Below are 24,669 nucleotides of genomic sequence, written 5' to 3'. Positions count from 1 at the left end.
CTTCACCAGATGTTCGCGGCCACGTCGCGCGGCCGGTTCAGATGTGCGTGCGTCGCCAGGCCCCACGCGGCGTTCGTGACGGCCACCAGCGGCGAGATGTCGACCGACAGACCCCGGCGGTTCCACGCCCACCCGTCCCCGAGCGGACGCTGCGCCGCCCCCGACAGCGCGGCATTCAGCGGCGCCTGGTCGCGGTGCCGCAGCTCGCCGGAGTCCATGACGGCGTCGTAGAACGCGCCGCACGCCTGGATCGCATCGCGGGCCGTCGGCTTGATCACCTCGATGCCCGCGGCCTCCAACGGGGCGATCAGCGACCCGGCCGGGCCCGCGCCGTCCACGACGATCGCGCACGGCCGCCACCGGTCCCGCATCTCCTTGACCCGCTCGACCACCCAGCCGCCGCCGCGCTTGTGCTCGGCGACCTCCACATGCAGCAGGCCGTCCGCGCGGCGACCGGCGACCCCGATCGCGGTGTAGGACCGGTCCGGGGTCATGTCGACGGCGAACGCCAACGGCGCGGACGGCTGGGAGTCCGGGTCGACCAGCGCCATCCACGGGTCCCGGCCGATGACCTGCCACTCATCCGGCGCGTCGTCAGGCCACTGATTCAGGTACGCCCGGCGGAACTCCGCCAGCGGCAGCCGGTCGAACTCCGCCCGGATCGCCGCCTCGTTGATCGTGTGCCCGAGCGCCGGCATGCAGCTCCGCCACGTCGCCGGATCCGCCGGGTCGGCATCGGCCGGCGCCGACCACTCGAAGTAGGCGACCGACTCGGTGAGGCCGAGCTCGGCGCGAACCCGGCCGGTGTCGACCTTCTGCCGCAGGTACGCGGACCGCTTCGTGCCCGCCGTCGACGGCACCCACAGCTGCGGCTGCGGCCGGGTGATCATCGTCGGCGACAGGCCCTGCTCGAGCCGGGCGTCTTCGTGCGCGAACGCCTCGTCGAGCACCGCGAGGTCAAGCGTGGCGCCGTGGCCGGCCTTCTCCGTCGAGGACGTGATGCCGTGCATGCTGCCGTTCGACCACTTGATGGCTTCGTTGCCGTTGGTCTTGCGGACCTGGTACATCGTCCGCAGCGGCGAGGCGTCCAGGACGGCCAGGTGGTCGTCCTCCCACTTCTTCCGCGCGTCGTTGCGGGTCTGCGCGGTGTAAACGATCTTCTGCCGCTGCCCGAACCCCAGCGCACGGTGCACCATCACGCCGAGGATCAGCGACGTCTTCCCCGACTGCCGGGGGACGGTCAAGTCGACCTCGCGGTAGGCCAACAGGCCGGTGTCCGGGTCGACCTCAAGAGCGACGTCGACGACGTGCTGCTGCCACGGCATGAGCGGCATCCCAAGCAGCCGGGCGACCTCGGCGACCTTCGGGCCCAGCGTCGGCCGGTCAAGACGTCGCGGCGTCCCGTACCGCGGCGGACACGACAGGGGCGGAGAGCTGGGCGAGGAGTTCGGCAGCAGCGTCGCTGACATCGGCGGCCTCCGTCATCGCTCGAAGGGTCTCTCGAAGCTCCCGGGCAATCGCCGACGCCGCCATGCCCTTCGCTCCGGCGTCCATCCGCTGCGCCAGCGCGAACGCCAGCTCGGCCAGCGGGCGCTGAATGCCCTCGAGCTCGCCGAGGGCGACCACGGCCGCGCGGGTCGTGGCCTCCAGCGGTCCGCGCTCGTCCTCATCGGCCATGACACCCTCCGAAAAATGACTCTGCGTACACGATCAAGGAAGCCGCCGACCACGCCCCTGACCTGCGCGTTTGTTAGGCCGGGGAGAAAAAAAGGGAGCCGCTGGAGCGGGGTGGTCCACCCCCTCGATCAAAAACGCGCTGACCTGCGGAAACGCCGTGATGGCCGCTGGAGTGCCGAATCGCCCCTCAGCTGGGCATCACTGATAGTCACCATCGCCGGGAGGTGTTCAGCGGTGGCGGCATCGTCGTTCGGTTGCCCTTCACCTGGTTGCAGCAGCGGCCGCACACCGGGCAGCGGCTGCGTGAGCCATGCGCGGGTCGCAGCAGCGTCGGGTCGCACGGGTCGAGGCCGAGGGCCTTGATGACGGTGAGGGGCGGGTCGTGATCGACGTCGCCTGCTCCCTCGTGCCCGCACAGCACGCACACCGTGGACGCGGCGAGGACCTGGGCGCGGGCTCTGCGCCATGGCCGGCCGGTGCGTCCGTCGCTCGCCATGGCCACCTCCTGCCACGTCGGCAACCGTGGCACCAGCGTGCACGTCCCACTGTGGTTCCGATCCCAACGACGGAGGACCACCACATGATCAAGGTCATCGCTGCCGGTGCACTGCTCACGCTCACGGCCGGGTGCGCCGGGCTCGGGGCGGAGGCGGCGCCGGCCTCGACGCCGAAGCCGGCGCCGAAGACGACGGTGAGCCAGGCCGTGCAGGTGGACGCGAGCGCGCGGGCGGCGTGCGCGCAGCTGGCGAAGGCCCGGGCGCTGCGCGTGAAGGGCAAGCATGAGAAGGCGGCCGGCGGGTACGGAGCATCGGCGTCGACGATGAAGGCGACGGCCGCGGAGTTGAAGGCGCAGGACCTGGCGCTGAAGTCGAAGGTTCCGGCGGTGCGGCAGATCTCGATGGGCGACAGCACCGTGTCGAAGCTGCGGGCGTGGTGCCGGGCGAATCACCTGAAGGCGTGAGCGGGCATACGTCTCTCAGGTGCGGATCTTCATTTCACCACGCGTGACCAGCGCTGATCAAGCTGGACGGTCAGGGCCGCCATTCTTCGCGGTACTGCGGATGGTTGGCGTAGGGCAGGGCAAGGAGCTCGAGCAGCCCGTCGGCGTTGTACGGGTTGCGGTTCCACTCGCCTTCGATCGCCTCGTCGGCGCCCTTGATCTCGGGGTACAGCTGGTCGAGTAGTCGCCGTTTGGCCTGGACCTCGCGGACGATGCGGGCCGGGTCGTGGCGGGCGATGTGCTCGGCTGCCTCGGCGCTGTGCGCGTTGATGTCTTCCTTCGTGCCGAGGACCCAGCCCTCACCGAGCGGGCCGCTACCCGCCGACCAGTGCGCCGGCGGGAGGTTGATGCTGCCGACCGGAACGGCCAGCGCCGTCTGCTCGTCTTCGGTCAGCCGGGCACGCAGGAACTCCACCAGGTCGGTCATGCGCTCATCCTCTCTCGTTCGGCTGTACGGCGGGCTTCGATGATCCGCTCGACGTCCTCGACGGCGTACAGCGTGCGGCCGTGGGCGTCGCGGCCGCGGCGCGGCAGCCGGTCGGGGTGGCGGTGCGCGAGGATCCGCACGGCGTTCGGCGTAATGCCGAGCATGAGGGCCGCGGCCTCGGTGTCGATGGTCGTCATGCGCTGATCCGGGCGAGGCGGCGCCGCTGTTCGGCGACGAGCCGGCCGAGGAACGGATACTCAGACGGGCCCCACTCGCCGTCGCAGTCGGGGCTGGGGCAGTAGAGGCCGCCACCGTGCTGCCACCGGATCGCCTCCCGGTCGCCGTTGGCCGTCTCGTCGAAGCGGCCCTCGTCGCCGCGCTGGCGGAGCTGGACGAGCGGGTCGTCGTGAAGCGGGCAGTGCACCGCGCCGCTTGCGCCCTGGACCGGCAGCGGCGGGCGCGACAGGCCGAGCGCGGCCCGGATGGTGCGGTGCCAGCGGAAGACAGTCCCGGCGAGGCGGCGGGCTTCGCCGTTCAGGCCACGGCCGACGAGCCGCCGGTACAGGACGCCGAGGGAGTCGACGAGGTCGGGGATGGGCCTGTTCGCGGCGGACTCGCCGAGGAGCGCGCGGGCGCGGTGGACGGCGAGCCACGCCTCATCGTGGAGCGTCCGCACGGCCGACATGACGTCGAGGTTGACCGGCAAGGTGTGAACGTTCGTGGAGGTGGCGACGCGTTCGCCTTCGCTGAGCCCGGCATCGCGCTCGAGCGCGCCGGCCAGCCGCGGCCACAGGGTGAGGATCTCGGCGATGGCGTCGTCGAGCTGGTCGCCGAGCTCGTGCAGGTCCTTGGTCACGGTTCCCCCCGCTGCTGGTCGCCGGGGTACCCGGATCGTGGGTACCCCGGCGGTGGGTCATCGGTCGGTCGGTGCGGCCGGGCCGCGGCGGGCCTTGCGCAGCGCCTCGGCCTCGGTCAGGTCGGTGTGGAACAGGTCGGTGGCGGCGGTGCCGCCGGTGGGGTTGCCGTCGGTGTCGTAGGTCTTGACGTCGTGGAGCTGGTCGCCGGCCAGCTTCCGCATGCCGATGGACATGTGGTCGCTGATGTTGTCGATGAACTCCCGGCCCCAGGGGCTGACGCTCAGGAGCGCCGGGAGGCGGCCTTGGGCGATGAGCCAGTCCCCGTAGCTACTCCATCGCCGTCCGGTGGCGTCCGGCTTGGCCTCGGGGTCGTCGGCGATGAAGTCGAATCCGAGGTTGACGAGGTCGCGCAGGCAGTCGTAGCCGAGCCGGCCGTCACCGCGCTCTTCGTCTTCCCGGCGCTGGTCTTCGATGGCCCACAGGTGTTGCTGGCGGGCCCACGCGCAGGCCTTCCACGGCGGCATGCCGAGCTGCTCGGCGACCTCGGACAGCAGCAGGTACAGCTCGCCGTCGTCGGCCGCGCCGGCGAAGTACGCGGGCGCCTCGCCGAACCCGGCCAGGTCGACGGCGACGCCGTAGACGGGCAAGATCGGCGTGGTCTCGCTGAACTTCCACAGGTTGTGGACAGCGCGAGCGGTCTGCTCGTCGGGCCCGTCGTTGAGCAGGTGGTCGGCGTTCCGCTCGACGATGGTCCGGGCGAAGTTCTCGAACGCGGTCGTGGTGGTCATGAGATCCTTCCGACGTGGCCGGGCCCGGTTGCAGCGGGCCCGGCCGTCTCGTTGTGGCTCATCGGGCTTCGGCGGCGGCCCGCCGGCGGCGCGCCCTGCGCCGGTCGCGCTGGTTGATGATCAGGTCAGCGATCAGGCGGAAGAAGATCGCGGCCTGCCAGCCGACGAGCGCCCACGCGACGTCGCCGGGCGTCATGGCGTCTCCCGGCGGCGCTCGGCCTGGGCGCGGAGCTCGGCGCGGCGGTTGAAGCCGGACACGATGATCGCCGTCACGATGACGGCGACGATGCCGACGATCACGGCGAGGTTGATGATGGTCGGGCCGGTCACGCTGACCCCCGGATGGCGTTCGGGAACTGGATCTTGATGGCGCCGTGCTCGGCGAGGAGCTGGGCGGCGCGCAGGGCGTGCGAGGGGCAGAGCTGGACGGCGTTCGGGTCGTCGTCGGCGACGGGGTTCTCACACCGGTTGCCGCTGCTCTTGAGGTAGCGGCACCGGGCCTGTCGCTCCGGCGCGATGGTGGACATGAGCGGTCTCTCCTTCGGTTAGTCGACGGCGCGCAGGTGGCGGCCGTCTGTGGGGGTGGTCGGCCAGTGCCCGACGGCCATATCGCCGGTCCGGGCGTAGTGGCCCTGGAATGCGACCGAGACCAGGCCTGTCGGGCCGGACCGGTTCTTGTCGACGATCAGGTCGAGCTCGCCGCTGCGCGGGCTCTCCTTGTCGTGGGCGTCCTCGCGGTGCAGCAGGATGACGATGTCGGCGTCCTGCTCCACGGCGCCGGAGTCGCGCAGGTCGGCCATGGTCGGGCGTTTGTCGTTCCGCTTCAGCGACTCGCGGTTGAGCTGGTGCAGCGCGACGATCGCGACGCCGAACTCCATCGCCATCAGCTTCAGGCCGCGGGACAGCTCGGCGACCGCGCGCTCCCGGCTCTCGGCCTTCGGCGCCTGCATGAGCCCGAGGTAGTCGATGATCACGAGCTTCGCCGGGGCGGTGCGGGCCATGCCGCGCAGCCGGGCGCGCACCCGGGCGAGTGTGACGCGCGGGTCGTCGTCGACGATGAGCGGAGCGGCCTGCACGCGGTCCTGGACGCGGGCGATGCGCTCCCAGTCCGAGGGCTTGAGGTTCTCCTCGCGGAGCCGGGCCAGTTCGACGGTCGCCTCGGCGGCCATGAGCCGGTCGGCGACCTCGGCCGCGGTCATCTCCAGGGAGTGCAGCAGCGTCGGCATGCCATTCCGCACGGCCGCGGAGCGGGCGATGTCCAGGCCGGTGACGGACTTGCCGATGCCGGGCCGCGCGCCGATGACAACGAGCTGACCGGGCCGCAGGCCGGCGAGGAGGCGGTGCATGTCGGCCCACGGGAGCGGAATGGCGTCGACGGTGGGCTGGCCGGTCTCCAGATCCTCCAGACGGCGGAGCACGACCTCGCCGATCGTGGGCGGCTGCTCGCCGGTCACCTTCGCGGTGGCCTGGTCGATCGCGGATCGGATGACGTCGACGTGCCGATCGGGATCGAAGCCGGGTTCGCTCGCGAGGCGCTGCGCGTTCGCGAGCGCCTCCAGGACGCGCCGCCGGAACGCGTCGTCGGCGACGATGCGCGCGTCGTACTTCACGCTGCTGCTGTAGCGCTGGGTGAGCTGCAGCAGCGTGGCGCCGCCTCCGATGGTGCCTGCGACACCGCGGGTCGTCAGGTGATCGAGGACGCTGACCGGGCTCACCGGGTCGCCGGCCTCGACGAGCGCGGTGATCGTCTCGGCGATCGTCTGATGGTGCGGGCGCCAGAAGTCGCCCGGCGCCAGCATGTCGACCGCTGCCTCAGCGGCGGCCCGACTCTGGATCGCGGCGCCGAGCACGGCCTGCTCGGCGGCGATCACGGCATCGGCCGGGGCGAGGCCGGGCAGGCTCTCGTAGTCCTGATCAGCGGTCACTGGGCGGCCCTCCGGCGGTCCGGGCCGTCGAGGACGACGGCGGTCATGCCGTCGGCGAGGCGGGAGGCTGCCCGCGGGCCGACGAGGCCACCGATCTGCTGAACGTTCGTGGTCAGGATGCTCGGGCGGCGGTGGCTCCAGCGTTCATCGACCAGGCCGCCGAGGTGGCTTCCCGTCCAGTCGGTGACCGGGGCCGAGCCGAGGTCGTCGATCACCAGGAGGTCGACGCGGGCGAGCCGGTCGAGTTCCTCATCGTCGACTGGTGGGGCGATCAGCCGGGACAGCCGGTAACCGGTGACGAGCGACCAGACGCCACGCCAGCCGTTGTGCACGAGCGTCTCGATCGACTTCCACGCGGTCCAGGACTTACCGACGCCGGTGGGGCCGCCGAGCAGCAGTGTCCGGGCGCGCCCGACGATGAACGCCTCCAGCCACTCGTGGACGCGGGGATCGAGCCGTCCTTTGTCGGCGAACGCGGCGGGCCGCGTGTCGTAGAAGAGCTTCAGCCGCCGCTCGCGGTCCTCAGCGAGCCACTGCTGATAGATCTCGGACGACGGTTCGCCCTGTTCGGAGAGGGTCAAAGATCGAATCCTTTCGACCAGTCGATCGTGTTGACGTCAGCGTGGGGGCCGTGGCCGGGCACGCCGTCGGTGCCGGTCGAGGCCAGGCCGGGCTCCGAGGTCGGGTCGTCGAGCCAGCACTCGGCGTTCAGCCAGGTCGCCGGGTGCTTGCCGTAGCCGCGCCGGACTCGGGGGTCGTCGCGGTAGAGGCGCGCGGCGGCGATGAGCGTGCGGGGGTCGGCCTTCTGTACGGCCTTGTTGAACGCCCGGACGGCGGCGCCGCGCGCCTTGTGCACGGGGTACGCCTCGTACCACTCGGCGAAGCGGGGGTGTTCGTCGTCGGCCTTGGGTTTGCGGCCGCTTCCCCCCACACCCCCCTGGTGTTTGTTGTTGTCTTTCGTCTTCTCCGTAGGAGAAGACGTCCTCTCGCAATCTGACCAGTAGGCAATTTGACCGGTAGGCCGTTCTCCCTGGTCAGACGGCCCGGTCATATCGCCTAGTAGGCAATCTGCCTGCTGGTCAATCTGACTAGTAGGCAGATTGACCGGTAGTTCCGCTGGGCACAGTTTGTACAGGTCAGACGTCCGATGCCCGTTCTCGTCGTAGCGTGGCGTCCGCGTGATGAACCGGCCAGTCTGCAACCGCTTCAGCGCGCGGCCGACCGACGAGAGGCTCTGCTCGGTCTCCTCGGCGAGGAACGCTTGACCGACGTAGCAGGTCCAGTCCTTATCGACTTCGCGCGCCAGGACGATGAGCGTGAGCTTCGCTGCCGCGTCGCCGACCTTCTGGGCGTGCGCCCACTCCACGGCGGCGGGATTCAGCAGACCCCGACGCGTCACGTTTCAGCTCCCCGGCCGAGAGGCGATGAGCCGGTCCAGACAGGCGTTCAGGTCGCGGCGCAGAGCTTCCACGTGCGCCCGGACCTCGGCGTCGATATCGCCGCTGCCGCGCTCGTGGACACGGGCACGGACGATCTCGGCGACGGCAGAGACGTGCGCGGTCGCGGCCGACAGCGCCACCCCCCGGTGAAGGGCGGCCTGGTCGGCGAGGCGCCCGATGGCGGCTTCCCAGATGTCGGCCTTCATGCCGCCCCCGTCCGCTTCCGGGGCGGCCGGCGGGCGCGCAGCTGTGTCGGGCTGACATGCGGAGCTACTGCCTGCGGCGGCACCGTGGTGCGGCGTCGTGGCCCTGCCGTAGACGTCGCGTCTTCGGGGCGGCGCTCGAACATCTGGACGATCTCGGCGATGTGCTCGTCGGTGAAGCCGTACCGGCCACCGATGAGCGTGTGCGGGATCTCCCGGCGGCGGGCCATCTCCTTCAGCCAGCTGGCCGTCGTGTTGAGCATCTCGGCAGTCTCATCTGGCGGGTGCACGCGTCGCAGCGAGTTGACGGTTCGCTCTGTCATGTCAGTCCGCCGCGTACAGAGCAGTGGCCGGGACCTTGAGCGCTTCGGCGAAGCGGTCGATGACCTCGACCGGCAAGGTGTAGCGCTCCCCCCGCTCGAGGCGGGAGACGGTCGTGTGGTCGACGCCGGCCAGTCCCGCGAGTCGGGCTTGGGTGAGGCGTTCGCGAGCGCGGAGCGCTTGGAGCGCATGGGGGTTGATCTTTCTGCGCTGACGGGTGGGGGTAGTCATCTGACCTCCTGAGGTCCCCGGTTCCGGCGGGACCCAACCCCTCGATCTTGACAGTCGCAGACCGCAAGCACAAACCCGAACAACGTTTCGAACCTTGTGACCTGAGTCACATTACTTGCCATATCCGTTAACTCGAAGCGCTTGCACGGGGTCGAACTGTCAAGTAACGTCAGGCTGCAACACGAGGTAACCCAAGGTCAGACGCCTAGGGGCCCGCTACGGTGTTGCCGGATTGGGCACCGATGAGGGGATCTGACGTGGAGAAAGTCGCAATCGGCGCAGCAGTCGAGGCACGGTACAAGCAGCTGGGGTTGACGCAAGACACCCTTGCTTTCCTGGCCGGGGTGTCGAACTCAACCATCAGGAACGTGCTCCACAGCCGCGTTAACGTGGCCCGCACCTGGCCCCGCGTGGAACGCGCTCTCGGGTGGGTGCATGGCAGCCTCTCCGCCCTCCGAGATGGCGATGCCCCGGAGGAGGTGCTGCCGCTCGAGGCGCTGAAGAGCCTGCAATCCGCGATCTTGCGTAAGGCGGCTGCAGCCGACGATGACGAAGCCATGGACATCGCCGCCGGCCTCTACGAGGAGCTGGTGAACGCCCTGCAGCGTTTCTCGACTGGCAATGGCAGCGGATACGAGGTGCGCGAACTAATCGATGACGCGTGGGATGCCCTGAATGAGTACCTATCTCCAGCGGAAGCCGAGCCGCTCCTAGATGGTTTTCGTGACTTCGCCTGGCGTGGACCCTCTGTGAACATACGAGCGTCACTGCAATCTGCCGCTTCGGCAAAAGGCTCGCTACATCGTTCTACATCCGTGGACCTATCAGGACCGGCTATGCAGGAAGCCGACATCCTCGAAAGTCCACATGCTCGGGTCTCTCAGGTAGCTTTCACCGCACCTAGCCCGGCCGCATCCCGGGCCGACAACGATGAACTCGTGGCGGAGATCGGTGACGGAGAGGTCAGCCTATGGCGGATCGGCGGCGGGGTGAAACTAGGGCTGGCCAAGCTGAACATGGGCATCCCTGTCAGCTCCGAAGCGCTTCGGCTCCTGACCAAGGATGATCTGTGGGTCATCGCCAATGCCATAGAGGCGCAGGTCACCGTTCTAGCGAGAAGTCTCACTGCAGCTCACAGTAATGCGGAGGCGTTGCAGTCTCCTACGCAAGGAACTCTCTTCTCCGAAGAGCAGATCCAAGAGTTGAAAGACGAACTCAACCATGCTTGGGAGCGGCAATTGCTCCTCGTCCATCAACTCCACGACCAAGGTGCCGACATCTCAAAGATTGCCAGCCTCATTGGCATGGGAGAGAGAGACGTCTGGGAAATGCTGAAGATGCTCCCCGTAACATCTTCCCGCCGGTCCGATGAAGACGAATCAGATTCAGACCAGGGGGATTAACCGATGGGCTACGCCGAGAAGCGCGGCAGCGGCGCGAACACCTACTACCTCGCCCGGTTCAGCGACGGCGGCGGGAAGTGGCCGACGCTCAAGGACGACCAGGGCCGGGCGGTCCGGTTCAAGCGGAAGCGCGAGGCGGAGAAGGCCGCCGGCGACGAAGAGGCGAAGGTCCGCGGCGGGCGGTACCACGACCCGGCGCGCGGCCGGCTCACGTTCGGCGCCTGGGTGGGTTACTGGCACGCCGCGCAGGACCTGGCGCCGACCACGATGCAGAACGTCCAGCGGCGCATCGAAACCCACCTGCTGCCCGCGTTCGGCGAGTCGGCGCTCGCCGACATCCTCCCCAGCGACGTCGACGCCTGGGAACGGGAAGAACGCGAGGCCGGCTACAAGGAGTCCAGCATCAGGACCTGGCGCACGCTCCTGCACACGATCATGGCGGACGCCGCCGACGGCCACCAGGTCGACCGGATCCTCGGCACGGCCAACCGGCAGGGCCTCATCGAGTACAACCCCGTCACCCAGCGCCGCGGCCGCGGCCGCCGGGCCGGCCGGTCCGCGCACCGCACGGCGGAGAAGGTCATCACGAACCCGCTCGGTGCCCTCCTCCTGGCCGAGCGGGCCGCGATCCTGTCGGGCCGCGACGACGAGTTCGTGATGGTGACGACGAAGTACTACACCGGGCTGCGGTGGGCGGAGCTCACCGGCCTGCAGACCCAGTACTTCCGGCTGTCGACGATCCGCGTGGAGTCCGAGCTCGTCGAGCTGGACAACGGCACGTTCGTCGCCTGCCCGCCCAAGGACGACTCCTACCGGGACGTGGACCTGCCGCGGTTCCTATCGGACCTGATCTCGGCGCACCTCACGCGGACGGCGCCGACCAAGTGCGCGTGCCACGGCAGCGCCTACGTCTTCCGGGGCCGCGGCCGGGAGCGCAGCGCGGTGAAGATCGGTGCCGTCGCCGAGCGGGCGGGCGTGTCGGTCGGCACGGTGTCGAACGTGCTGAACCGCCCTGAGCGGGTCGCTGACGCGACGCGGGCGCGCGTCGAGGAGGCAATCGCGGCGCTCGGCTTCGCGGGCCGCAGCGCGCCGACGGCGGCGCCTGCGCTGCACTGGCGCCGGTCCGGGTTCGAGACGTGGATCTTCCGGCCGGCGGCGGACGGGTGGTTCCCGAAGCGCTCGGCCGGGGCGGCGCGGCCGGTGCCGCTGAAGGCCGAGCCGTGGCCGGGCGTTCCGGTGCGTGGCCGGGCGGCGCAGGAGCGCGCGGAGATGTCCTGGACGCCGATCGCGCGGGGCCTGACGCCGCATGGGCTGCGGCACAGCCACAAGTCGCTGATGGTGCAGCTGCGGACGCCGGAGGTGCTGTCCCACGAGCGGCTGGGGCACATCCTGGGCGGGATCGGGGGCGTCTACTCGCACGTGACGCCGGAGATGAGGGAGGAGTTGCGTGATGCCCTGACGCAGCAGTGGGAGGCGGCGCTCGACGCTCGCCTCGAGCTGTCCCCGCACTCGCCGGTGGCGGTCCTGGAGGAGATCCTGCAGGCCCGCCGGCGGCACAAAAAAGTGGGACGACCCGAAGATCGTCCCACAGAATTCCCACAGGAGGGGGTTGTCCTCCTCCGCTCCAGGCCCCGGAAGGGGGCCTGACCTGGGTGGGCCTAGGTGGACTTGAACCACCGGCCTCATCCTTATCAGGGATGCGCTCTAACCGACTGAGCTATAGGCCCGTGCAGCCACCCCCGCGTCGAAGGATTCGGGGCGACGTCGAGAAACATACCCGATCGTCGGCCCCAACAGGAAATCGAATCCCGTCCTCCGGGTGCGGGAGGCCGCGGTCTTACTGGTCGGCCTCCTTCAGCGTGACCTCCACGCCGCCCACGAGGTCGGCGGCCATGTTGTAGATGACCGACCAGACGGTGGCGAGGGCGGTGATGAGGAGGACGTTGAGGGTGCCGATCAGCGCGGTGTAGCCGAGGATGCGGGCGGCGGAGAACCAGCTGGCGGGGTTCAGGCCGCCGCTGGTCTTGCCCTGCAGGTCCTTGATCGTGTTGGTGAGGGCGTCGAAGACGCCGAGCGCCGACAGGATCACGTAGAGCACGGTGACCGCGACGAAGAGGACGAGGAAGCACACCAGCGACATGATGAAGCTGAACTTCATCACCGACCACGGCTCGAACCGGGCGACCTGGAGGTGGGCCTTGCGGGGTGCCTTGCGGCCGGCGGCCTTCGAGGAGGACTTGCCGGGCGGGGTGGAGTCCGCGGGGCGCGGGGCGGGCTCGAGGGCGGTGGACGTGCCGGATCCGTAGGAGGAGGATCCGGTGCTCCCGATCGGGGAACCGGTGGAGCCGGTGGAGCCGAAGCCTGGACTGGTCTTTGGAATGTCCATGGACGTCGTCCTACCCGAGGCGGTGCCGGGCTCTCTCGTCGTCGACGTTTCCGTGGCGGATCCCTCGTCCAGGGAGCTCTTGGACCCCCGGGAGACGAGCCGGTCCTTGCTGCCGGCGGCGTCCCCGGTGGGGTCCGGTTTCTTGGCCGGCAGTTTGAGGTCCTGGACGGTGTCCTCGCTGCCGTCCTTCTTGGTCGCCAGGTCGATGACGGTTTCCTCCGCCCGATCCGGCTCCGCCGCGTTGGCCTTGTCGTCGGTCTTCTTCACCGTCACCTCGTCGGTCGGCGGCTTGTTCGCGGCGCTGGTCCTCTTGCCAGCGCCGCCCTTGCCGCCCTTTCCGGTGGTACGCCCGGAGTCCCCGTCGGCGCCCTTTCCGGCGTTGGCCGTCATATAACCTCCCCGGGGAGGCGACGCACGTCATGACGCGCCACGAGGCGTCTCACGCGTCGCTCCCCTCCCCGGACTCTGTGTCCGGCTCAGCGTCGGTGTCCTCAATGGACTCAACGTTCCTCGCGATGGCGACCACACTGTCCCCATCGGCGAGATTCATTAGGCGTACCCCCATCGTGGAGCGGCCAGACTGCTTGATCTCGGCCGCTCGCGTACGGATTACGCCACCGCTGGCAGTGATGGCGTACACCTCATCTTCGGGCCTGACCATGAGGGCACCGACCAGCCTGCCGCGATTCTCCACGATCTTAGCGGTGAGTACGCCCTTTCCCCCACGACCGTGAATCGGGTATTGGTCGGCGGGGGTGCGCTTGGCGTAGCCGCCTTCGGTCGCGACCAGCACGTCTTCGCCTTCGCGGACGACGTGCATGTCGAGGACTTCCTGGCCGGTGTCGAACCGCATGCCGATGACGCCGGCGGTGGCGCGGCCCATGGGGCGCAGGACGTCGTCGCGGGCGGGGAAGCGGATGGCCTGGGCGCCGCTGCTGACCATGACCAGGTCGTCCTCGGGGGAGACCAGGCGGGCGGCGATGACCTCGTCGCCCTCCTCGAGGTTGACGGCGATGAGGCCGGCGGAGCGGGGGGAGTCGTACGCCGACAGGGCGGTCTTCTTGACGCGGCCCTGCTTGGTGGCGAGGACGAGGTACGGAGCGACGTCGTAGTCGCGCAGGTCGAGGACCTCGGCGATGCGCTCGTCGGGCTGGAAGGCGAGCAGGTTGGCGACGTGCTGGCCGCGGCCGTCCCGGCCGGCCTCGGGCAGTTCGTACGCCTTGGCGCGGTAGACGCGGCCCTTGTTGGTGAAGAACAGGATCCAGTGGTGGGTCGTCGTCACGAAGAAGTGGTCGACGATGTCGTCCTGCTTGAGCTGCGCGCCGCGTACGCCCTTGCCGCCGCGCTTCTGGGCGCGGTAGAGGTCGGTCTTGGTGCGCTTGGCGTAGCCGCCGCGGGTGATGGTGACGACGATGTCATCTTCGGCGATGAGGTCTTCCATCGACACGTCGCCCTCGAAGGGGATGATCTGCGTACGGCGCTCGTCGCCGAACTTGTCGACGATGGCCTGCAGCTCGTCGCGGACGATCTCGCGCTGCCGGTCGGGCGAGGCGAGGATGTCGTTGTAGTCGGCGATCTCCGCCATGAGCTTGTCGTACTCATCGGTGATCTGCTGGCGCTCCAGGGCGGCCAGCTTGCGCAGCTGCATGTCGAGGATGGCCTGCGCCTGGATCTCGTCGATCTCCAGGAGCTGCATCAGGCCGTTCTGCGCCTCGGCCGCGGACGGGGAGCGCCGGATCAGCGCGATGACCTCTTCGATGCGGTCGAGGGCCTTGAGGAGGCCGCGCAGGATGTGGGCGCGTTCCTCGGCCTTGCGCAGCAGGAAGCGGGTGCGGCGGACGACGACGTCGATCTGGTGGTCGACCCAGTAGCGGACGAACTGGTCGAGGCGGAGCGTGCGGGGCACGCCGTCGACCAGGGCGAGCATGTTCGCGCCGAACGTCTCCTGCAGCTGCGTGTGCTTGTACAGGTTGTTGAGGACGACCTTGGCGACCGCGTCGCGCTTGAGGACGATGACGAGCCGCTGGCCGGTGCGGCCGGAGGTCTCGTCCCGCACGTCGGCGACGCCGCTGATCTTGCCTTCCTTGACCTGCTCGGCGATCTTCAGCGCGAGGTTGTCCGGGTTGACCTGGTACGGCAGCTCGGTGACGACGAGGCACGTACGGCCCTGGATCTCCTCGACCTCGACGACCGCACGCATCGTGATCAGGCCGCGGCCCGTACGGTAGGCGTCCTCGATGCCGCGGCGGCCGACGATGAGGCCGTGGGTGGGGAAGTCCGGGCCCTTGATCCGCTCGATCAGCGCGTCGAGGAGGGCGTCGTCGGTCGCGTCGAAGTTGTCGAGGTACCACTCGACACCGGCCGCGACCTCGCGCAGGTTGTGCGGCGGGATGTTGGTCGCCATGCCGACCGCGATGCCGGCCGAGCCGTTGACCAGCAGGTTGGGGAACCGGCTGGGCAGGACGTCGGGCTCCTGGGAGCGCCCGTCGTAGTTCGGCGAGAAGTCGACGGTCTCCTTCTCGATGTCCCGCAGCATCTCCATGGCCAGCGGCGCCATCCGGCACTCGGTGTACCGCATGGCCGCGGCCGGGTCGTTGCCGGGCGAGCCGAAGTTGCCGTTGCCGTCGACGAGGGGGTAGCGCATCGCCCACGGCTGCGCGAGGCGTACGACGGTGTCGTAGATCGAGCTGTCGCCGTGGGGGTGGTAGTTACCCATGACGTCGCCGACGACGCGGGCGCACTTGAAGTAGCCGCGGTCGGGCCGGTACCCGCCGTCGTACATCGCGTACAGCACGCGCCGGTGCACGGGCTTGAGGCCGTCGCGCACCTCGGGCAGCGCCCGCGAGACGATGACCGACATCGCGTAGTCGAGATAGCTGCGCTGCATCTCGACCTGGATGTCGACCGGTTCGATCCGGTCGGCCGGGCCTTCCGGCGGCAAGGTAACGTCCGTCACCTGAGAACCTCTTCCGCTGTTGAGTCAGTGGCCGGGCGGCACCGGGGATCGGCCCGGCGCCGGGGCGCCGGTCAGATGTCGAGGAAGCGCACGTCCTTGGCGTTGCGCTGGATGAACGAGCGCCGCGCCTCGACGTCCTCGCCCATGAGAACCGTGAACAGCTCGTCGGCCTGGGCGGCGTCGTCGAGCGTGACCTGGAGCAGGACGCGGTTGGCCGGGTCCATGGTGGTGTCCCACAGCTCGCTGGCGTTCATCTCGCCGAGGCCCTTGAAGCGCTGCACGCCGTCGCGCGGGCGGGGGTCCCGCTTGCCGGCGGCGATGCCCGCCTCGATGACCGCGTCACGCTCGCGGTCGGAGTAGGCGTAGTCGGAGTCGTTGCCGCGCGCGTCCCACTTGATCTTGTAGAGGGGCGGCTGGGCGAGGTAGACGTGGCCGGCCTCGACCAGCGGCTTCATGAAGCGGAACAGCAGGGTCAGCAGCAGCGTGCGGATGTGCTGGCCGTCGACGTCGGCGTCGGCCATCAGGATGATCTTGTGATACCGCAGCTTCTCGATGTCGAACTCGTCGTGGATGCCGGTGCCCAGGGCGGTGATCATCGCCTGGACCTCGTTGTTCTTCAGGACCCGGTCGATGCGGGCCTTCTCCACGTTGAGGATCTTGCCGCGGATCGGGAGGATCGCCTGGTGCATGGCGTCGCGGCCGCCCTTGGCCGAGCCGCCCGCCGAGTCGCCCTCCACGACGTAGATCTCGCACTTGGCCGGGTCGGTCGACTGGCAGTCCGACAGCTTGCCGGGCAGGGAGGTCGACTCCAGCAGGCTCTTGCGGCGCGTCAGGTCACGCGCCTGCCGGGCCGCGATCCGGGCGCGGGCCGCCTGCGTGGCCTTGTTGATGACCTCCTTGGCCTCGCCGGGGTTGCGGTCCAGCCAGTCGCGCAGGTTCTCGTACATCGCGCGCTGGACGAACGACCGCGCCTCGGTGTTGCCGAGCTTGGTCTTGGTCTGGCCCTCGAACTGCGGGTCGGCCAGCTTGATCGAGATGATCGCGGTGAGGCCCTCGCGGACGTCCTCACCGGCGAGGTTGTCGTCCTTGCCCTCGCGCAGGAGCTTCTGCTCGCGCGCGTACTTGTTGACGACGGTCGTCAGCGCGGCGCGGAAGCCCTCCTCGTGCGTGCCGCCCTCCGCCGTGTTGATCGTGTTGGCGAAGGTGTGCACGGACTCGGAGTAGGACCCGCTCCACTGCATCGCGACCTCGACCGACATGCCGTCGGTCTCCTCGTTGAACGCGATGACCGACTGGTGGACGGTCTCCTTCTTCGCGTTGAGGTAGCGGACGAAGTCCTCGATGCCGCCTTCGTAGTGGTACGTGACCACGCGCGGCTCGCCGTTGATGTGCTCCGGCCGCTCGTCGCGCAGGGTGATGGACAGGCCCCGGTTGAGGAACGCCATCTCCTGCATGCGCCGGCTGAGCGTCTCGAAGTTCCACTCGAGCGTCTCGAAGATCGACCCGTCCGGCCAGAAGGTGATCGTCGTGCCGGTCGCGTCGGTCGGCTCGCCCTGCTGCAGCGGGCCCTCGGGGCCGCGCCAGGTGTAGGACTGCCGCCACACGTGGCCGTCGGTGCACACCTCGGCCTCCAGCCGGGTGGACAGGGCGTTCACCACGGCCGAGCCGACACCGTGCAGACCACCGGAGACGGCGTACGACTTGCTGTCGAACTTGCCGCCCGCGTGCAACGTGGTGAGGACCAGCTCGATGGCCGGTCGCTTCTCCACCGGGTGCTCGCCGACGGGGATGCCGCGGCCGTTGTCCTTGACGCGGACACCGCCGTCGGGCATCAGCGTCACGTCGATCGTGTCGGCGTAGCCGGCCAACGCCTCGTCCACGGAGTTGTCCACGATCTCGTACACGAGATGGTGGAGACCGCGCTCTCCGGTGGAACCGATGTACATGCCCGGGCGCTTGCGAACCGCCTCGAGGCCTTCTAGGACAGTGATCGAGCTAGCGTCGTACGCCAAGTGGAGATCCTCCTGCCGGAGGACACGCGCCGCGCAGCTCCCCGTATACACAAGCAGGGCGCCCGATCCACGGGCGGCCCGCAACGGCGATCGTGTCCTGTATCCGGCCTCCATTCTATCCGCCCGGGACCTGTTCTTGGGCCATGTAGCGCGTTCTCAGCGCGCACAAGCGACGAACAGAGCCGCCCGGGGGTCCCCCTACGGGTCCTGGGGGGTCAGGAGGCCTACAGACGACGAAATCGAATCGACCCCCGATTCCGCAAGCCCGCTTTCACACCTGTGGACATTCACTAGGTACGGCGGCGGCCGCCGGTCACCCGCAGCCGGCCGGTGCCGCGCGGCCCCGAGGACGGGCCGATGACCTTCACCCGCTGCACGGTGCCGTGCCCGAGCTCTTCGTTCAGCCGCTTCACCAGCGGGCCGGACAGCAGGCGCAGCTGCGCGGCCCAGGCGTTCGAGTCCGCGGCCACGACCAGGATGCCGTCCTCGAACGTCTGCGGCTCGGTGTGCTCGGCCAGCTCCGGCCCCACGATCTGCGGCCAGCGCCCGAACACGCCGCCGACCGCGACGCGCTCCTGCCAGCCGCGGGCGGCGAGGAGCTCGCGGATCGCCGGGCCGAACGCCGTCGGGTCGCCGCCGCGCCGCGAGTCGCCGCCTCCGCGCGGGGACCGCTTCTTACGGGTCCTGCCGGGCTGGGCGCCGCGGGCCTTCGCGTCGGCCTTCGCCTGCGCGAGGGCCTCCCGCGCCAGCTCGATCCCCGACTTCGGCTTTTCCACAGGCTGTGGATCCCGCTGGTCATCGGACACGGGTGACCTCCCCGGACGCGACCTCGTACGTCGCGCCGCTCAGCTGTTCGGGTACGTCCTCGGGCACCGCCGCGGTGATCAGCACCTGCTCGGCCGGTGCCACGAGCTCGGCGAGGCGGTTGCGGCGCCCGGTGTCGAGCTCGGCGAACACGTCGTCCAGGATCAGCACCGGGTCGTCGCCGTCCGCGCGCAGCAGCTCGTACGACGCCAGGCGCAGCGCGAGCGCGAACGACCAGGACTCACCGTGGCTGGCGTAACCGCGCGCCGGCAGGTCCCCGAGCTTCAGCAACAGCTCGTCGCGGTGCGGCCCGACGAGGCTCACGCCCCGCTCGAGCTCGTTCTTGCGCGCCTCGGCCATGCCCGCCAACAGGGCCTCGGCCAGCTGTGCACGGTCTGTGGACAACTCGGGGAGGGAAACGGACGCGCGGTACTCCAGGTCGGCCGCGCGGCCGGGGGCGAGCGCGGCGTACGCCTTGGCCACCAGCGGGCCGAGCGCGGCGACCAGCTCCAGCCGGGCGCCGAGGAGCTCCGCGCCCGTACGGGCCAGGTGGGTGTCCCACACGTCGAGGGTGCTCAGCACCTCCGGGCCGGGCGCCCGCCGGTGCTGGGCGGCGGATTTCAACAGGGCGTTGCGCTGCTTGAGGACACGGTCGTAGTCCGAGCGCACCCCCGCGAACCGCGGCGCGCGTACGGTCAGCAGCTCGTCGAGGAACCGCCGGCGCTCCCCGGGGTCGCCCTTGACCAGAACCAGGTCCTCCGGCGCGAACAGCACGGTCCGCAGCATCCCCAGCACCTCGCGCGGGCGCGGCACGGGCGACCGGTTCAGCCGGGCGCGGTTGGCGCGGCCCGGGTTGATCTCCAGCTCGATCAGCGCCTTGCGCTCGTCCCGGACGACCCCGGCTCGTACGATCGCCCGCGGCGCGCCGTGCCTGACCAGCGGCGCGTCGGTGGACACCCGATGGCTGCCGTGCAGCGCGACGTACCCGACGGCCTCGACGAGGTTCGTCTTGCCCTGGCCGTTCGGGCCGAGGAAGGCGCTGATCCCCGGGTCGAGGGCGATCTCCGCGGACTCGTACGACCGGAAGTCCTGCAGCGCGAGATGGGCGACGTACACCCAGACGAGGGTAGGCCCTGTGGACGCCTGCCCGCTGCCCGGCCGCACACCGGCCCCCCCGGGCACGGGTGCGGGTGCGGCCGTAGACGCCGCGGTCGTCCCGCGGCGGGGGGCTCCGGCGCTACCAGGGACCCGGCTCGGTCGTCCCCAGAACGGCCGGGATTTTCCACAGCCCTGTGGATGACCGAGTCCGGGGACGCCCGGCCCCGGACCGCGCCGGGACGCGGATCCGGGCCGGCGCCGGTGCCCGGGTCCGCAGGGGTTCGGAGCCGTGGCGGGCAGGACTGCGGCGGGTCAGGACTGCGGCGGGGTGACGTCCGCGCCGGGGGAGTCGGCGCCCTTGAGCGTCTCCACCGCGTGGCCGCCGAACTGGTTGCGCAGGGCGGCGATCATCTTCATCGCCGGCGAGTCGTCCTGCCGCGAGGCGAACCGCGCGAACAGCGATGCCGTGATGACCGGCAGCGGCACCGCGAGGTCCACGGCCGCCTGCACGGTCCACCGGCCCTCGCCGGAGTCCTGTGCATAACCCTTCAGCTGGGCCAGCTCCGGGTCCTCCTTCAGCGCCCGGTCGGCCAGGTCGAGCAGCCAGGACCGGATGACCGTGCCCTCACGCCAGCTGCGGAAGGTCTCCGGGACGTTGTTGACGACGCCGCTGGCCTCGAGCAGCTCCCAGCCCTCCGCGAAGGCCTGCATCATGCCGTACTCGATGCCGTTGTGGACCATCTTGGCGAAGTGCCCGGCCCCGACCGCGCCGGCGTGCACGAAGCCGTACTCGCCCTCCGGCTTGAGCGCCTCGAAGATCGGCATGAGCTGCTTGACGTGCTCGTCGCCGCCGCCGACCATCAGCGCGTAGCCGTTCTGCAGGCCCCAGACGCCGCCGCTGACGCCGGCGTCGACGAACCCGATGCCGCGCTCGGCCAGCAGCTCGGCGTGCTTCTGGTCGTCCTGGTAGTGCGAGTTGCCGCCGTCGACGACGACGTCACCCGCGTCGAGGAGCTCCCCCAGCCGGTCGATCGTCTCCCGGGTCGGGTCGCCGGCGGGCACCATGACCCATACCGCGCGGGGCGCGTTCAGCCGCTGGACCAGCTCCTCCAGGGAGCCGACATCGCTGACCGCCGGGTCACGGTCATATCCGACGACCGTGTGCCCGGCCTGCTTGATCCGCTTGGCCATGTTGCCGCCCATGCGGCCGAGCCCGATCATCCCGAGTTCCATGAACATCTCCTCAGATGGCGCTCTGTGTCCGTCTGAGCCTAGTTACCCCGCGAATTCAGCTTGACAGCCGGATGGGCATGATCAGGTACCGGTAGTCCGGGTCGCCCTCGTCGGCGGGCTTTCCGGTGATGACCGCGGGCTTCGTCGAGGTCGTCATGGCGAGCCGGGCGACGTCCGACCCGATCGCGCTGAGCCCGTCGAGCAGGAAGTTCGGGTTGAACGCGATGTCGATGTCCTGGCCGTCCAGTGACGCGCCGAGAACTTCCACAGCCTGTGCGTCGTCGCCGCTGCCCGCCTCCAGGACGACCTCGTCCTGCCGGAACGACAGGCGGACCGGGGTGTTCTTCTCCGCGACCAGGCCCACGCGCTTCACGGCCTCGGCGAACGGCCCCGTCTGGATCTCCGCCACGGCCGAGGTCTCCTTCGGCCACAGCGACTGGTACTTCACGAACTCCGCGTCCAGCAGGCGGGTCGTCGTACGGCGGCCGCCGCCCTCGAAGCCGATCATGCCCTCGCCGGTGCCACCGGTCGCCAGGGCGATCGAGACCTCCGCGCCCGAGGTGAGGGACTTGGCGGTGTCGGAGAGCGTCTTGGCGGGCACGAGAGCGACCGCGGAGATGTCGGGCCGCTCCGGCTTCCAGCGGAGCGTACGGACCGCGAGACGGTAGCGGTCGGTGGAGGCCAGCGTGACGGTCTCGCCCTCGATCTCCACCCGCACACCGGTGAGCATCGGGAGGGTGTCGTCGCGGCCCGCGGCGATCGCGACCTGGGAGACCGCGGCGGCGAACGCGTCGCTGCCGATGGTGCCCGCGGCCGGCGGCATGTCCGGGAGGCTCGGGTAGTCCTCCACAGGCATGGTGAGGAGTGTGAACTTCGCCGACCCGCACTTCAGCGTGACCTTGGCGCCGTCGGTGGTGATCTCGACGGGGGCGGCGGGCAGGCTGCGGCAGATCTCGGCGAGCAGCCGGCCCGACACCAGCGCGGTGCCCGGCTCGTCGGCGTCGATGTCCATCGTCATCTGGGCCGAGACCTCGTAGTCGAACGAGGACAGTTTCAGTTGGTCGCCGGCCTCGATGAGCATCCCGGCCAGGACCGGCACGGGCGGCCGGACCGGCAACGAGCGCGCGGTCCAGGCAACGGCGTCGGCGAGAACGTCTCTCTCGATGCGGAACTTCACTTTGGACCGTCTCCTGAGGTTTTGATCACCTTGTGTGGTGGAACTGAAGAAACCGTACGGGGCGGGCCGGTGGGCCCGCATGCCCCTCTACGTTTTGACTTTCTTTCTTTGTAGATACAAGGAGAGTCATCGTCATAGGGGCCGTGGATACTGTGGAGAAGCCTAGTATCCGCAGGTCAGGCGGCGTTTCCGTATCCACCGGGGGTGTGCATCACCCCTGTGGATCCAGTGGACGGCTGGGGATGACGAGAATCCATCCCCACCTCGTCCACCGGTCGTCCCCACGTCATCCACCGTTTCTCCCCTCTGTTCCACAGGGTTGTCCACCGAGATCCATCCACAGGTTTATCCCCACCCTGTGTAATCCACGATCTCGGGATAACCGCTGTGCATCGTCTGTGGACGTCTGTGGACGGCTGGGGACAACCCGGCCGGAGAGCCGTGGATCCCCGGGACATATCCCCCAACTGCCCATGGATCGCTGGGGACAACTCACGCACCGCCGTTGCGCGCCTGCTGCTTGATGCGGTTCGTCAGCTCGGTGACCTGGTTGTAGATCGGCCGCTTCTCCGCCATCAGCTTGCGGATCTTCTTCTCCGCGTGCATGACCGTCGTGTGGTCGCGGCCACCGAACTGCTGCCCGATCTTCGGCAGCGACAGGTCCGTCAGCTCCCGGCACAGGTACATCGCGATCTGCCGGGCCGTCACCAGCACCCGCGAGCGCGACGGCCCGCACAGCTGCTCCATGTCGATCCCGAAGTACGTCGCCGTCTGCGCCATGATCGTCGCCGCGGTGATCTCCGGGCCGCTGTCGTTGGGGATGAGATCCTTCAACACGATCTCGGCGAGCTGCAGGTCCACCGACTGGCGGTTCAGGCTGGCGAACGCCGTCACGCGGATCAGCGCACCCTCCAGCTCCCGGATGTTCGTGGAGATCTTCGAGGCGATGTACTCCAGCACCTCCGGCGGCGCGACCAGGCCCTCCTGCACCGCCTTCTTGCGCAGGATCGCGATCCGCGTCTCCAGCTCGGGCGGCTGGACGTCGGTGATCAGACCCCACTCGAACCTGTTGCGCAGCCGGTCCTCCAGCGTCACCAGCTGCTTCGGCGCGCGGTCGCTGGAGATCACGATCTGCTTGTTCGCGTTGTGGAGGGTGTTGAAGGTGTGGAAGAACTCCTCCTGCGTCTGCTCCTTGTTCTCCAGGAACTGGATGTCATCGACGAGGAGGATGTCGACGTCCCGGTAGCGGCGGCGGAAGTTGTCCGCCTTGCCGTCCCGGATCGCGTTGATGAAGTCGTTGGTGAACTCCTCCGAGCTGACGTACCGCACCCGGGCCCCGTTGAACAGGCTCTGGGCGTAGTGGCCGATCGCGTGCAGCATGTGGGTCTTGCCCAGGCCGGAGTCGCCGTAGATGAACAGCGGGTTGTACGCCTTGGCCGGCGCCTCCGCGACCGCCACCGCCGCCGCGTGCGCGAACCGGTTGGACGAGCCGATCACGAACGTGTCGAAGGTGTACTTCGGGTTCAGCCGCGCCGGCTCGCTCGTCTTCTCCGCCGGGTCCGACGAGGGCCGGGACTGCCACCCGCCGCCGGGCACCGCCCCGGGCGTCGGCACGAAGGGATCGCGCCGGCCGCCCGGGACGTTCGGCATGCCCTGCTGGTCGGGCCGGCGCTGCGGGTCCTGTGGATACGAGCCGCCCGGCCCGCCCTGCCCTCCGGGGCCTCCGTGGCCGCCCGGAATCCCGGGCCCTCCGTGGCCGCCTGATACTCCGGGGCCTCCGGGGCCGGCCGGCGGGCCGTACTGGTCGCGGTAGGCGTCGCCGCGGTACGGGCCGCCGCCGTACTGCTGATCCGCGCGGTACCGGTCGGAGCCGTACCGCTCGCCGCCGTACTGGTCACCGCCGCCGTACGGGCCGGCTCCCCGCTCCGCGTAGCCGCCGGCACCCGGCCCGGCACCGCCCGGGTCGCCGTATCCGCCGGTGTTCGGGCCGGCGGGGGCCTGCCCGTCACCGTACGAGGCGGCGTCGGTGTAGGAGGCGGGGGCGGAGTCGCCGTACGAGGTGGCGCCGGGGTCGCCGTACGAGGCGGGGCCCGGTTCACCGTAGGGCCCGGGGTCGCCGGCCGGTCCGCGCTGCGGCCCTGTGGAGAACCGCGGGCCCTCGAGGCGGTAGCCGCCGGGACCGTGGGCCGGCTGCTCGTGATCGGTCTCCGGCTCGGCGGGGACCTGGCGCTCGGCGGACGGCGCCGGGTCCGGCTGCACCGTGACCACCACGCGGATGTCCCGGCCGAGCTGCGCCGACAGCACCTCCGTGATGAACGGATGCAGGCGGTTCTCCAGGACCTCCTTGGCGAACTCGTTCGGCGTCGCGAGCAGCGCCGTGTCCTCCACCAGGGCCAGCGGCCGGGTCATGGAGAGCCAGGCGCGATGCTGTGGGGGCAGATCGGTGGGCAGGGCCTCCAGGGCTCTCGTCCACACGAGCGCAAGATCCAGCCCGTCCATATCCTGGTTCCCTCCCTCGAAGCGGCCGGCGCCCGGCAGTGGGCGTTGTCCTCCCGCGAAGCGTCAGACGAACACTCTCTCACGCGTCATCCACAGGGTTGTCCACAACTTGTGCACAAGCCCCGGCGTTATTGGGGATATGTGTGTTCGGTTTGACCGGAGGGCGGCGCAGACCGTAACGTACGACGGTCGAGTCGCATCGACGGCGGTGCTGCGCGCCCGCAGGTCGCCGA

The 24,669-nt window shown here is 69.7% G+C and carries 27 protein-coding genes and 1 tRNA gene; 3 read left to right on the top strand and 25 right to left on the bottom strand.

Features of this window, described 5'->3' with window-relative positions:
* Window positions 1-2 precede the first annotated feature (2 nt).
* The 3 genes from NE235_RS10665 to NE235_RS10655 form a co-directional block, all read right to left on the bottom strand.
* Window positions 3-1,469 carry a terminase large subunit domain-containing protein gene (locus NE235_RS10665; RefSeq protein ID WP_252801299.1) on the bottom strand — a complete coding sequence of 489 codons (1,467 nt, stop codon included), beginning with the start codon at window positions 1,467-1,469 and terminating at the stop codon, window positions 3-5.
* A complete protein-coding gene (locus tag NE235_RS10660; protein ID WP_252801297.1) occupies window positions 1,384-1,677 on the bottom strand; it encodes a hypothetical protein in 294 nt (97 codons plus the stop codon). Before NE235_RS10660 ends, NE235_RS10665 begins: the two co-directional genes overlap by 86 nt.
* Window positions 1,678-1,885: 208 nt before the next feature.
* Entirely contained in the window at window positions 1,886-2,173 is a 288-nt protein-coding gene (locus tag NE235_RS10655; protein WP_252801295.1) for a hypothetical protein, read from the bottom strand.
* An 84-nt stretch (window positions 2,174-2,257) separates the two neighbouring features.
* Here NE235_RS10655 and NE235_RS10650 point away from each other — a divergent pair, with 84 nt between their 5' ends.
* Window positions 2,258-2,638, top strand: a complete 381-nt coding sequence (locus NE235_RS10650; protein ID WP_252801293.1) for a hypothetical protein — start codon at window positions 2,258-2,260, stop codon at window positions 2,636-2,638.
* Window positions 2,639-2,708: 70 nt separating this feature from the next.
* Here the strand turns inward: NE235_RS10650 and NE235_RS10645 are convergent, their stop codons facing one another.
* The 13 genes from NE235_RS10645 to NE235_RS10585 all read right to left on the bottom strand — a co-directional run bounded on the left by NE235_RS10645 (window position 2,709) and on the right by NE235_RS10585 (window position 8,868).
* Window positions 2,709-3,104 (bottom strand): DUF6221 family protein, encoded by a 396-nt coding sequence (locus tag NE235_RS10645; protein ID WP_252801291.1) that lies wholly within the window; start codon window positions 3,102-3,104, stop codon window positions 2,709-2,711.
* Complete coding sequence (locus tag NE235_RS10640; RefSeq protein WP_252801289.1) at window positions 3,101-3,301, bottom strand: hypothetical protein; 201 nt, start codon at window positions 3,299-3,301, stop codon at window positions 3,101-3,103. The genes NE235_RS10645 and NE235_RS10640 overlap by 4 nt, the downstream gene beginning before the upstream one ends.
* Window positions 3,298-3,960 (bottom strand): hypothetical protein, encoded by a 663-nt coding sequence (locus tag NE235_RS10635; RefSeq protein WP_252801287.1) that lies wholly within the window; start codon window positions 3,958-3,960, stop codon window positions 3,298-3,300. Before NE235_RS10635 ends, NE235_RS10640 begins: the two co-directional genes overlap by 4 nt.
* A gap of 57 nt (window positions 3,961-4,017) precedes the next feature.
* Window positions 4,018-4,749: a hypothetical protein gene (locus NE235_RS10630; protein WP_252801285.1), complete on the bottom strand. Its 732-nt coding sequence runs from the start codon at window positions 4,747-4,749 to the stop codon at window positions 4,018-4,020.
* A gap of 58 nt (window positions 4,750-4,807) precedes the next feature.
* On the bottom strand, window positions 4,808-4,945 hold the full coding sequence (locus NE235_RS10625) for a hypothetical protein (RefSeq protein WP_252801283.1): 138 nt from the start codon (window positions 4,943-4,945) through the stop codon (window positions 4,808-4,810).
* Window positions 4,942-5,079, bottom strand: coding sequence for a hypothetical protein (locus tag NE235_RS10620; protein ID WP_252801282.1), 138 nt, complete (start codon window positions 5,077-5,079; stop codon window positions 4,942-4,944). The genes NE235_RS10625 and NE235_RS10620 overlap by 4 nt, the downstream gene beginning before the upstream one ends.
* Window positions 5,076-5,276, bottom strand: a complete 201-nt coding sequence (locus tag NE235_RS10615) for a hypothetical protein (RefSeq protein ID WP_252801280.1) — start codon at window positions 5,274-5,276, stop codon at window positions 5,076-5,078. Before NE235_RS10615 ends, NE235_RS10620 begins: the two co-directional genes overlap by 4 nt.
* A gap of 18 nt (window positions 5,277-5,294) precedes the next feature.
* Window positions 5,295-6,674, bottom strand: coding sequence for a replicative DNA helicase (locus tag NE235_RS10610; protein WP_252801278.1), 1,380 nt, complete (start codon window positions 6,672-6,674; stop codon window positions 5,295-5,297).
* Complete coding sequence (locus tag NE235_RS10605) at window positions 6,671-7,255, bottom strand: ATP-binding protein (protein WP_252801276.1); 585 nt, start codon at window positions 7,253-7,255, stop codon at window positions 6,671-6,673. The genes NE235_RS10610 and NE235_RS10605 overlap by 4 nt, the downstream gene beginning before the upstream one ends.
* The gene (locus NE235_RS10600; RefSeq protein ID WP_252801273.1) at window positions 7,252-8,073 is read right to left on the bottom strand and encodes a helix-turn-helix domain-containing protein; all 822 of its coding nucleotides are present in this window, start codon (window positions 8,071-8,073) and stop codon (window positions 7,252-7,254) included. Before NE235_RS10600 ends, NE235_RS10605 begins: the two co-directional genes overlap by 4 nt.
* A 3-nt stretch (window positions 8,074-8,076) precedes the next feature.
* A complete protein-coding gene (locus NE235_RS10595) occupies window positions 8,077-8,319 on the bottom strand; it encodes a hypothetical protein (RefSeq protein ID WP_252801271.1) in 243 nt (80 codons plus the stop codon).
* Window positions 8,316-8,579 (bottom strand): hypothetical protein, encoded by a 264-nt coding sequence (locus NE235_RS10590; protein ID WP_252801270.1) that lies wholly within the window; start codon window positions 8,577-8,579, stop codon window positions 8,316-8,318. The genes NE235_RS10595 and NE235_RS10590 overlap by 4 nt, the downstream gene beginning before the upstream one ends.
* A 61-nt stretch (window positions 8,580-8,640) precedes the next feature.
* Entirely contained in the window at window positions 8,641-8,868 is a 228-nt protein-coding gene (locus NE235_RS10585; RefSeq protein WP_252801268.1) for a helix-turn-helix transcriptional regulator, read from the bottom strand.
* A 257-nt stretch (window positions 8,869-9,125) separates the two neighbouring features.
* Between NE235_RS10585 and NE235_RS10580 the strand changes: the two genes are divergently transcribed.
* Window positions 9,126-10,271, top strand: coding sequence for a helix-turn-helix domain-containing protein (locus NE235_RS10580; RefSeq protein WP_252801266.1), 1,146 nt, complete (start codon window positions 9,126-9,128; stop codon window positions 10,269-10,271).
* 3 nt (window positions 10,272-10,274) lie between these two features.
* Window positions 10,275-11,918, top strand: coding sequence for a LacI family DNA-binding transcriptional regulator (locus NE235_RS38645; protein WP_406567560.1), 1,644 nt, complete (start codon window positions 10,275-10,277; stop codon window positions 11,916-11,918).
* Between the two features lie 6 nt (window positions 11,919-11,924).
* On the opposite strand, the gene NE235_RS10570 is transcribed toward NE235_RS38645, so the two are convergent.
* From NE235_RS10570 to dnaA, 9 genes are all read right to left on the bottom strand, one after another.
* Window positions 11,925-11,998 (bottom strand) — tRNA-Ile (locus NE235_RS10570).
* Window positions 11,999-12,108: 110 nt separating this feature from the next.
* Window positions 12,109-13,047, bottom strand: a complete 939-nt coding sequence (locus NE235_RS38125) for a DUF3566 domain-containing protein (RefSeq protein ID WP_308206054.1) — start codon at window positions 13,045-13,047, stop codon at window positions 12,109-12,111.
* A gap of 49 nt (window positions 13,048-13,096) precedes the next feature.
* The gene (gene gyrA / locus NE235_RS10560; RefSeq protein ID WP_308206053.1) at window positions 13,097-15,613 is read right to left on the bottom strand and encodes a DNA gyrase subunit A; all 2,517 of its coding nucleotides are present in this window, start codon (window positions 15,611-15,613) and stop codon (window positions 13,097-13,099) included.
* A 71-nt stretch (window positions 15,614-15,684) separates the two neighbouring features.
* Entirely contained in the window at window positions 15,685-17,625 is a 1,941-nt protein-coding gene (gene gyrB / locus NE235_RS10555; protein WP_289848439.1) for a DNA topoisomerase (ATP-hydrolyzing) subunit B, read from the bottom strand.
* Window positions 17,626-17,915: 290 nt separating this feature from the next.
* Window positions 17,916-18,431 carry a DUF721 domain-containing protein gene (locus tag NE235_RS10550; RefSeq protein WP_252801263.1) on the bottom strand — a complete coding sequence of 172 codons (516 nt, stop codon included), beginning with the start codon at window positions 18,429-18,431 and terminating at the stop codon, window positions 17,916-17,918.
* Window positions 18,421-19,545 (bottom strand): DNA replication/repair protein RecF, encoded by a 1,125-nt coding sequence (gene recF, locus NE235_RS10545; RefSeq protein WP_252801261.1) that lies wholly within the window; start codon window positions 19,543-19,545, stop codon window positions 18,421-18,423. Before recF ends, NE235_RS10550 begins: the two co-directional genes overlap by 11 nt.
* Before the next feature lie 294 nt (window positions 19,546-19,839).
* On the bottom strand, window positions 19,840-20,760 hold the full coding sequence (gene gnd / locus NE235_RS10540; RefSeq protein WP_252801259.1) for a phosphogluconate dehydrogenase (NAD(+)-dependent, decarboxylating): 921 nt from the start codon (window positions 20,758-20,760) through the stop codon (window positions 19,840-19,842).
* A gap of 55 nt (window positions 20,761-20,815) precedes the next feature.
* Window positions 20,816-21,937 carry a DNA polymerase III subunit beta gene (dnaN, locus tag NE235_RS10535; RefSeq protein WP_252801257.1) on the bottom strand — a complete coding sequence of 374 codons (1,122 nt, stop codon included), beginning with the start codon at window positions 21,935-21,937 and terminating at the stop codon, window positions 20,816-20,818.
* Between the two features lie 492 nt (window positions 21,938-22,429).
* Entirely contained in the window at window positions 22,430-24,436 is a 2,007-nt protein-coding gene (dnaA, locus tag NE235_RS10530; RefSeq protein ID WP_252801256.1) for a chromosomal replication initiator protein DnaA, read from the bottom strand.
* Window positions 24,437-24,669 lie beyond the last annotated feature (233 nt).

The organism is Actinoallomurus spadix, from assembly GCF_024055725.1.
GTDB lineage: Bacteria > Actinomycetota > Actinomycetes > Streptosporangiales > Streptosporangiaceae > Actinoallomurus > Actinoallomurus spadix.
This window is presented reverse-complemented; position numbering and strand designations above follow the sequence as displayed.

What these genes read in the sequence shown, in the direction of transcription:
- NE235_RS10665 (WP_252801299.1), bottom strand. Translation starts at nt 1,469, where the DNA reads ATGTCAGCGACGCTGCTGCCGAACTCCTCGCCCAGCTCTCCGCCCCTG.
- NE235_RS10660 (WP_252801297.1), bottom strand. Translation starts at nt 1,677, where the DNA reads ATGGCCGATGAGGACGAGCGCGGACCGCTGGAGGCCACGACCCGCGCG.
- NE235_RS10655 (WP_252801295.1), bottom strand. Translation starts at nt 2,173, where the DNA reads ATGGCGAGCGACGGACGCACCGGCCGGCCATGGCGCAGAGCCCGCGCC.
- NE235_RS10650 (WP_252801293.1), top strand. Translation starts at nt 2,258, where the DNA reads ATGATCAAGGTCATCGCTGCCGGTGCACTGCTCACGCTCACGGCCGGG.
- NE235_RS10645 (WP_252801291.1), bottom strand. Translation starts at nt 3,104, where the DNA reads ATGACCGACCTGGTGGAGTTCCTGCGTGCCCGGCTGACCGAAGACGAG.
- NE235_RS10640 (WP_252801289.1), bottom strand. Translation starts at nt 3,301, where the DNA reads ATGACGACCATCGACACCGAGGCCGCGGCCCTCATGCTCGGCATTACG.
- NE235_RS10630 (WP_252801285.1), bottom strand. Translation starts at nt 4,749, where the DNA reads ATGACCACCACGACCGCGTTCGAGAACTTCGCCCGGACCATCGTCGAG.
- NE235_RS10625 (WP_252801283.1), bottom strand. Translation starts at nt 4,945, where the DNA reads ATGACGCCCGGCGACGTCGCGTGGGCGCTCGTCGGCTGGCAGGCCGCG.
- NE235_RS10615 (WP_252801280.1), bottom strand. Translation starts at nt 5,276, where the DNA reads ATGTCCACCATCGCGCCGGAGCGACAGGCCCGGTGCCGCTACCTCAAG.
- NE235_RS10595 (WP_252801271.1), bottom strand. Translation starts at nt 8,319, where the DNA reads ATGAAGGCCGACATCTGGGAAGCCGCCATCGGGCGCCTCGCCGACCAG.
- NE235_RS10590 (WP_252801270.1), bottom strand. Translation starts at nt 8,579, where the DNA reads ATGCTCAACACGACGGCCAGCTGGCTGAAGGAGATGGCCCGCCGCCGG.
- NE235_RS10585 (WP_252801268.1), bottom strand. Translation starts at nt 8,868, where the DNA reads ATGACTACCCCCACCCGTCAGCGCAGAAAGATCAACCCCCATGCGCTC.
- NE235_RS38645 (WP_406567560.1), top strand. Translation starts at nt 10,275, where the DNA reads ATGGGCTACGCCGAGAAGCGCGGCAGCGGCGCGAACACCTACTACCTC.
- NE235_RS38125 (WP_308206054.1), bottom strand. Translation starts at nt 13,047, where the DNA reads ATGACGGCCAACGCCGGAAAGGGCGCCGACGGGGACTCCGGGCGTACC.
- gnd (WP_252801259.1), bottom strand. Translation starts at nt 20,760, where the DNA reads ATGGAACTCGGGATGATCGGGCTCGGCCGCATGGGCGGCAACATGGCC.
- dnaA (WP_252801256.1), bottom strand. Translation starts at nt 24,436, where the DNA reads ATGGACGGGCTGGATCTTGCGCTCGTGTGGACGAGAGCCCTGGAGGCC.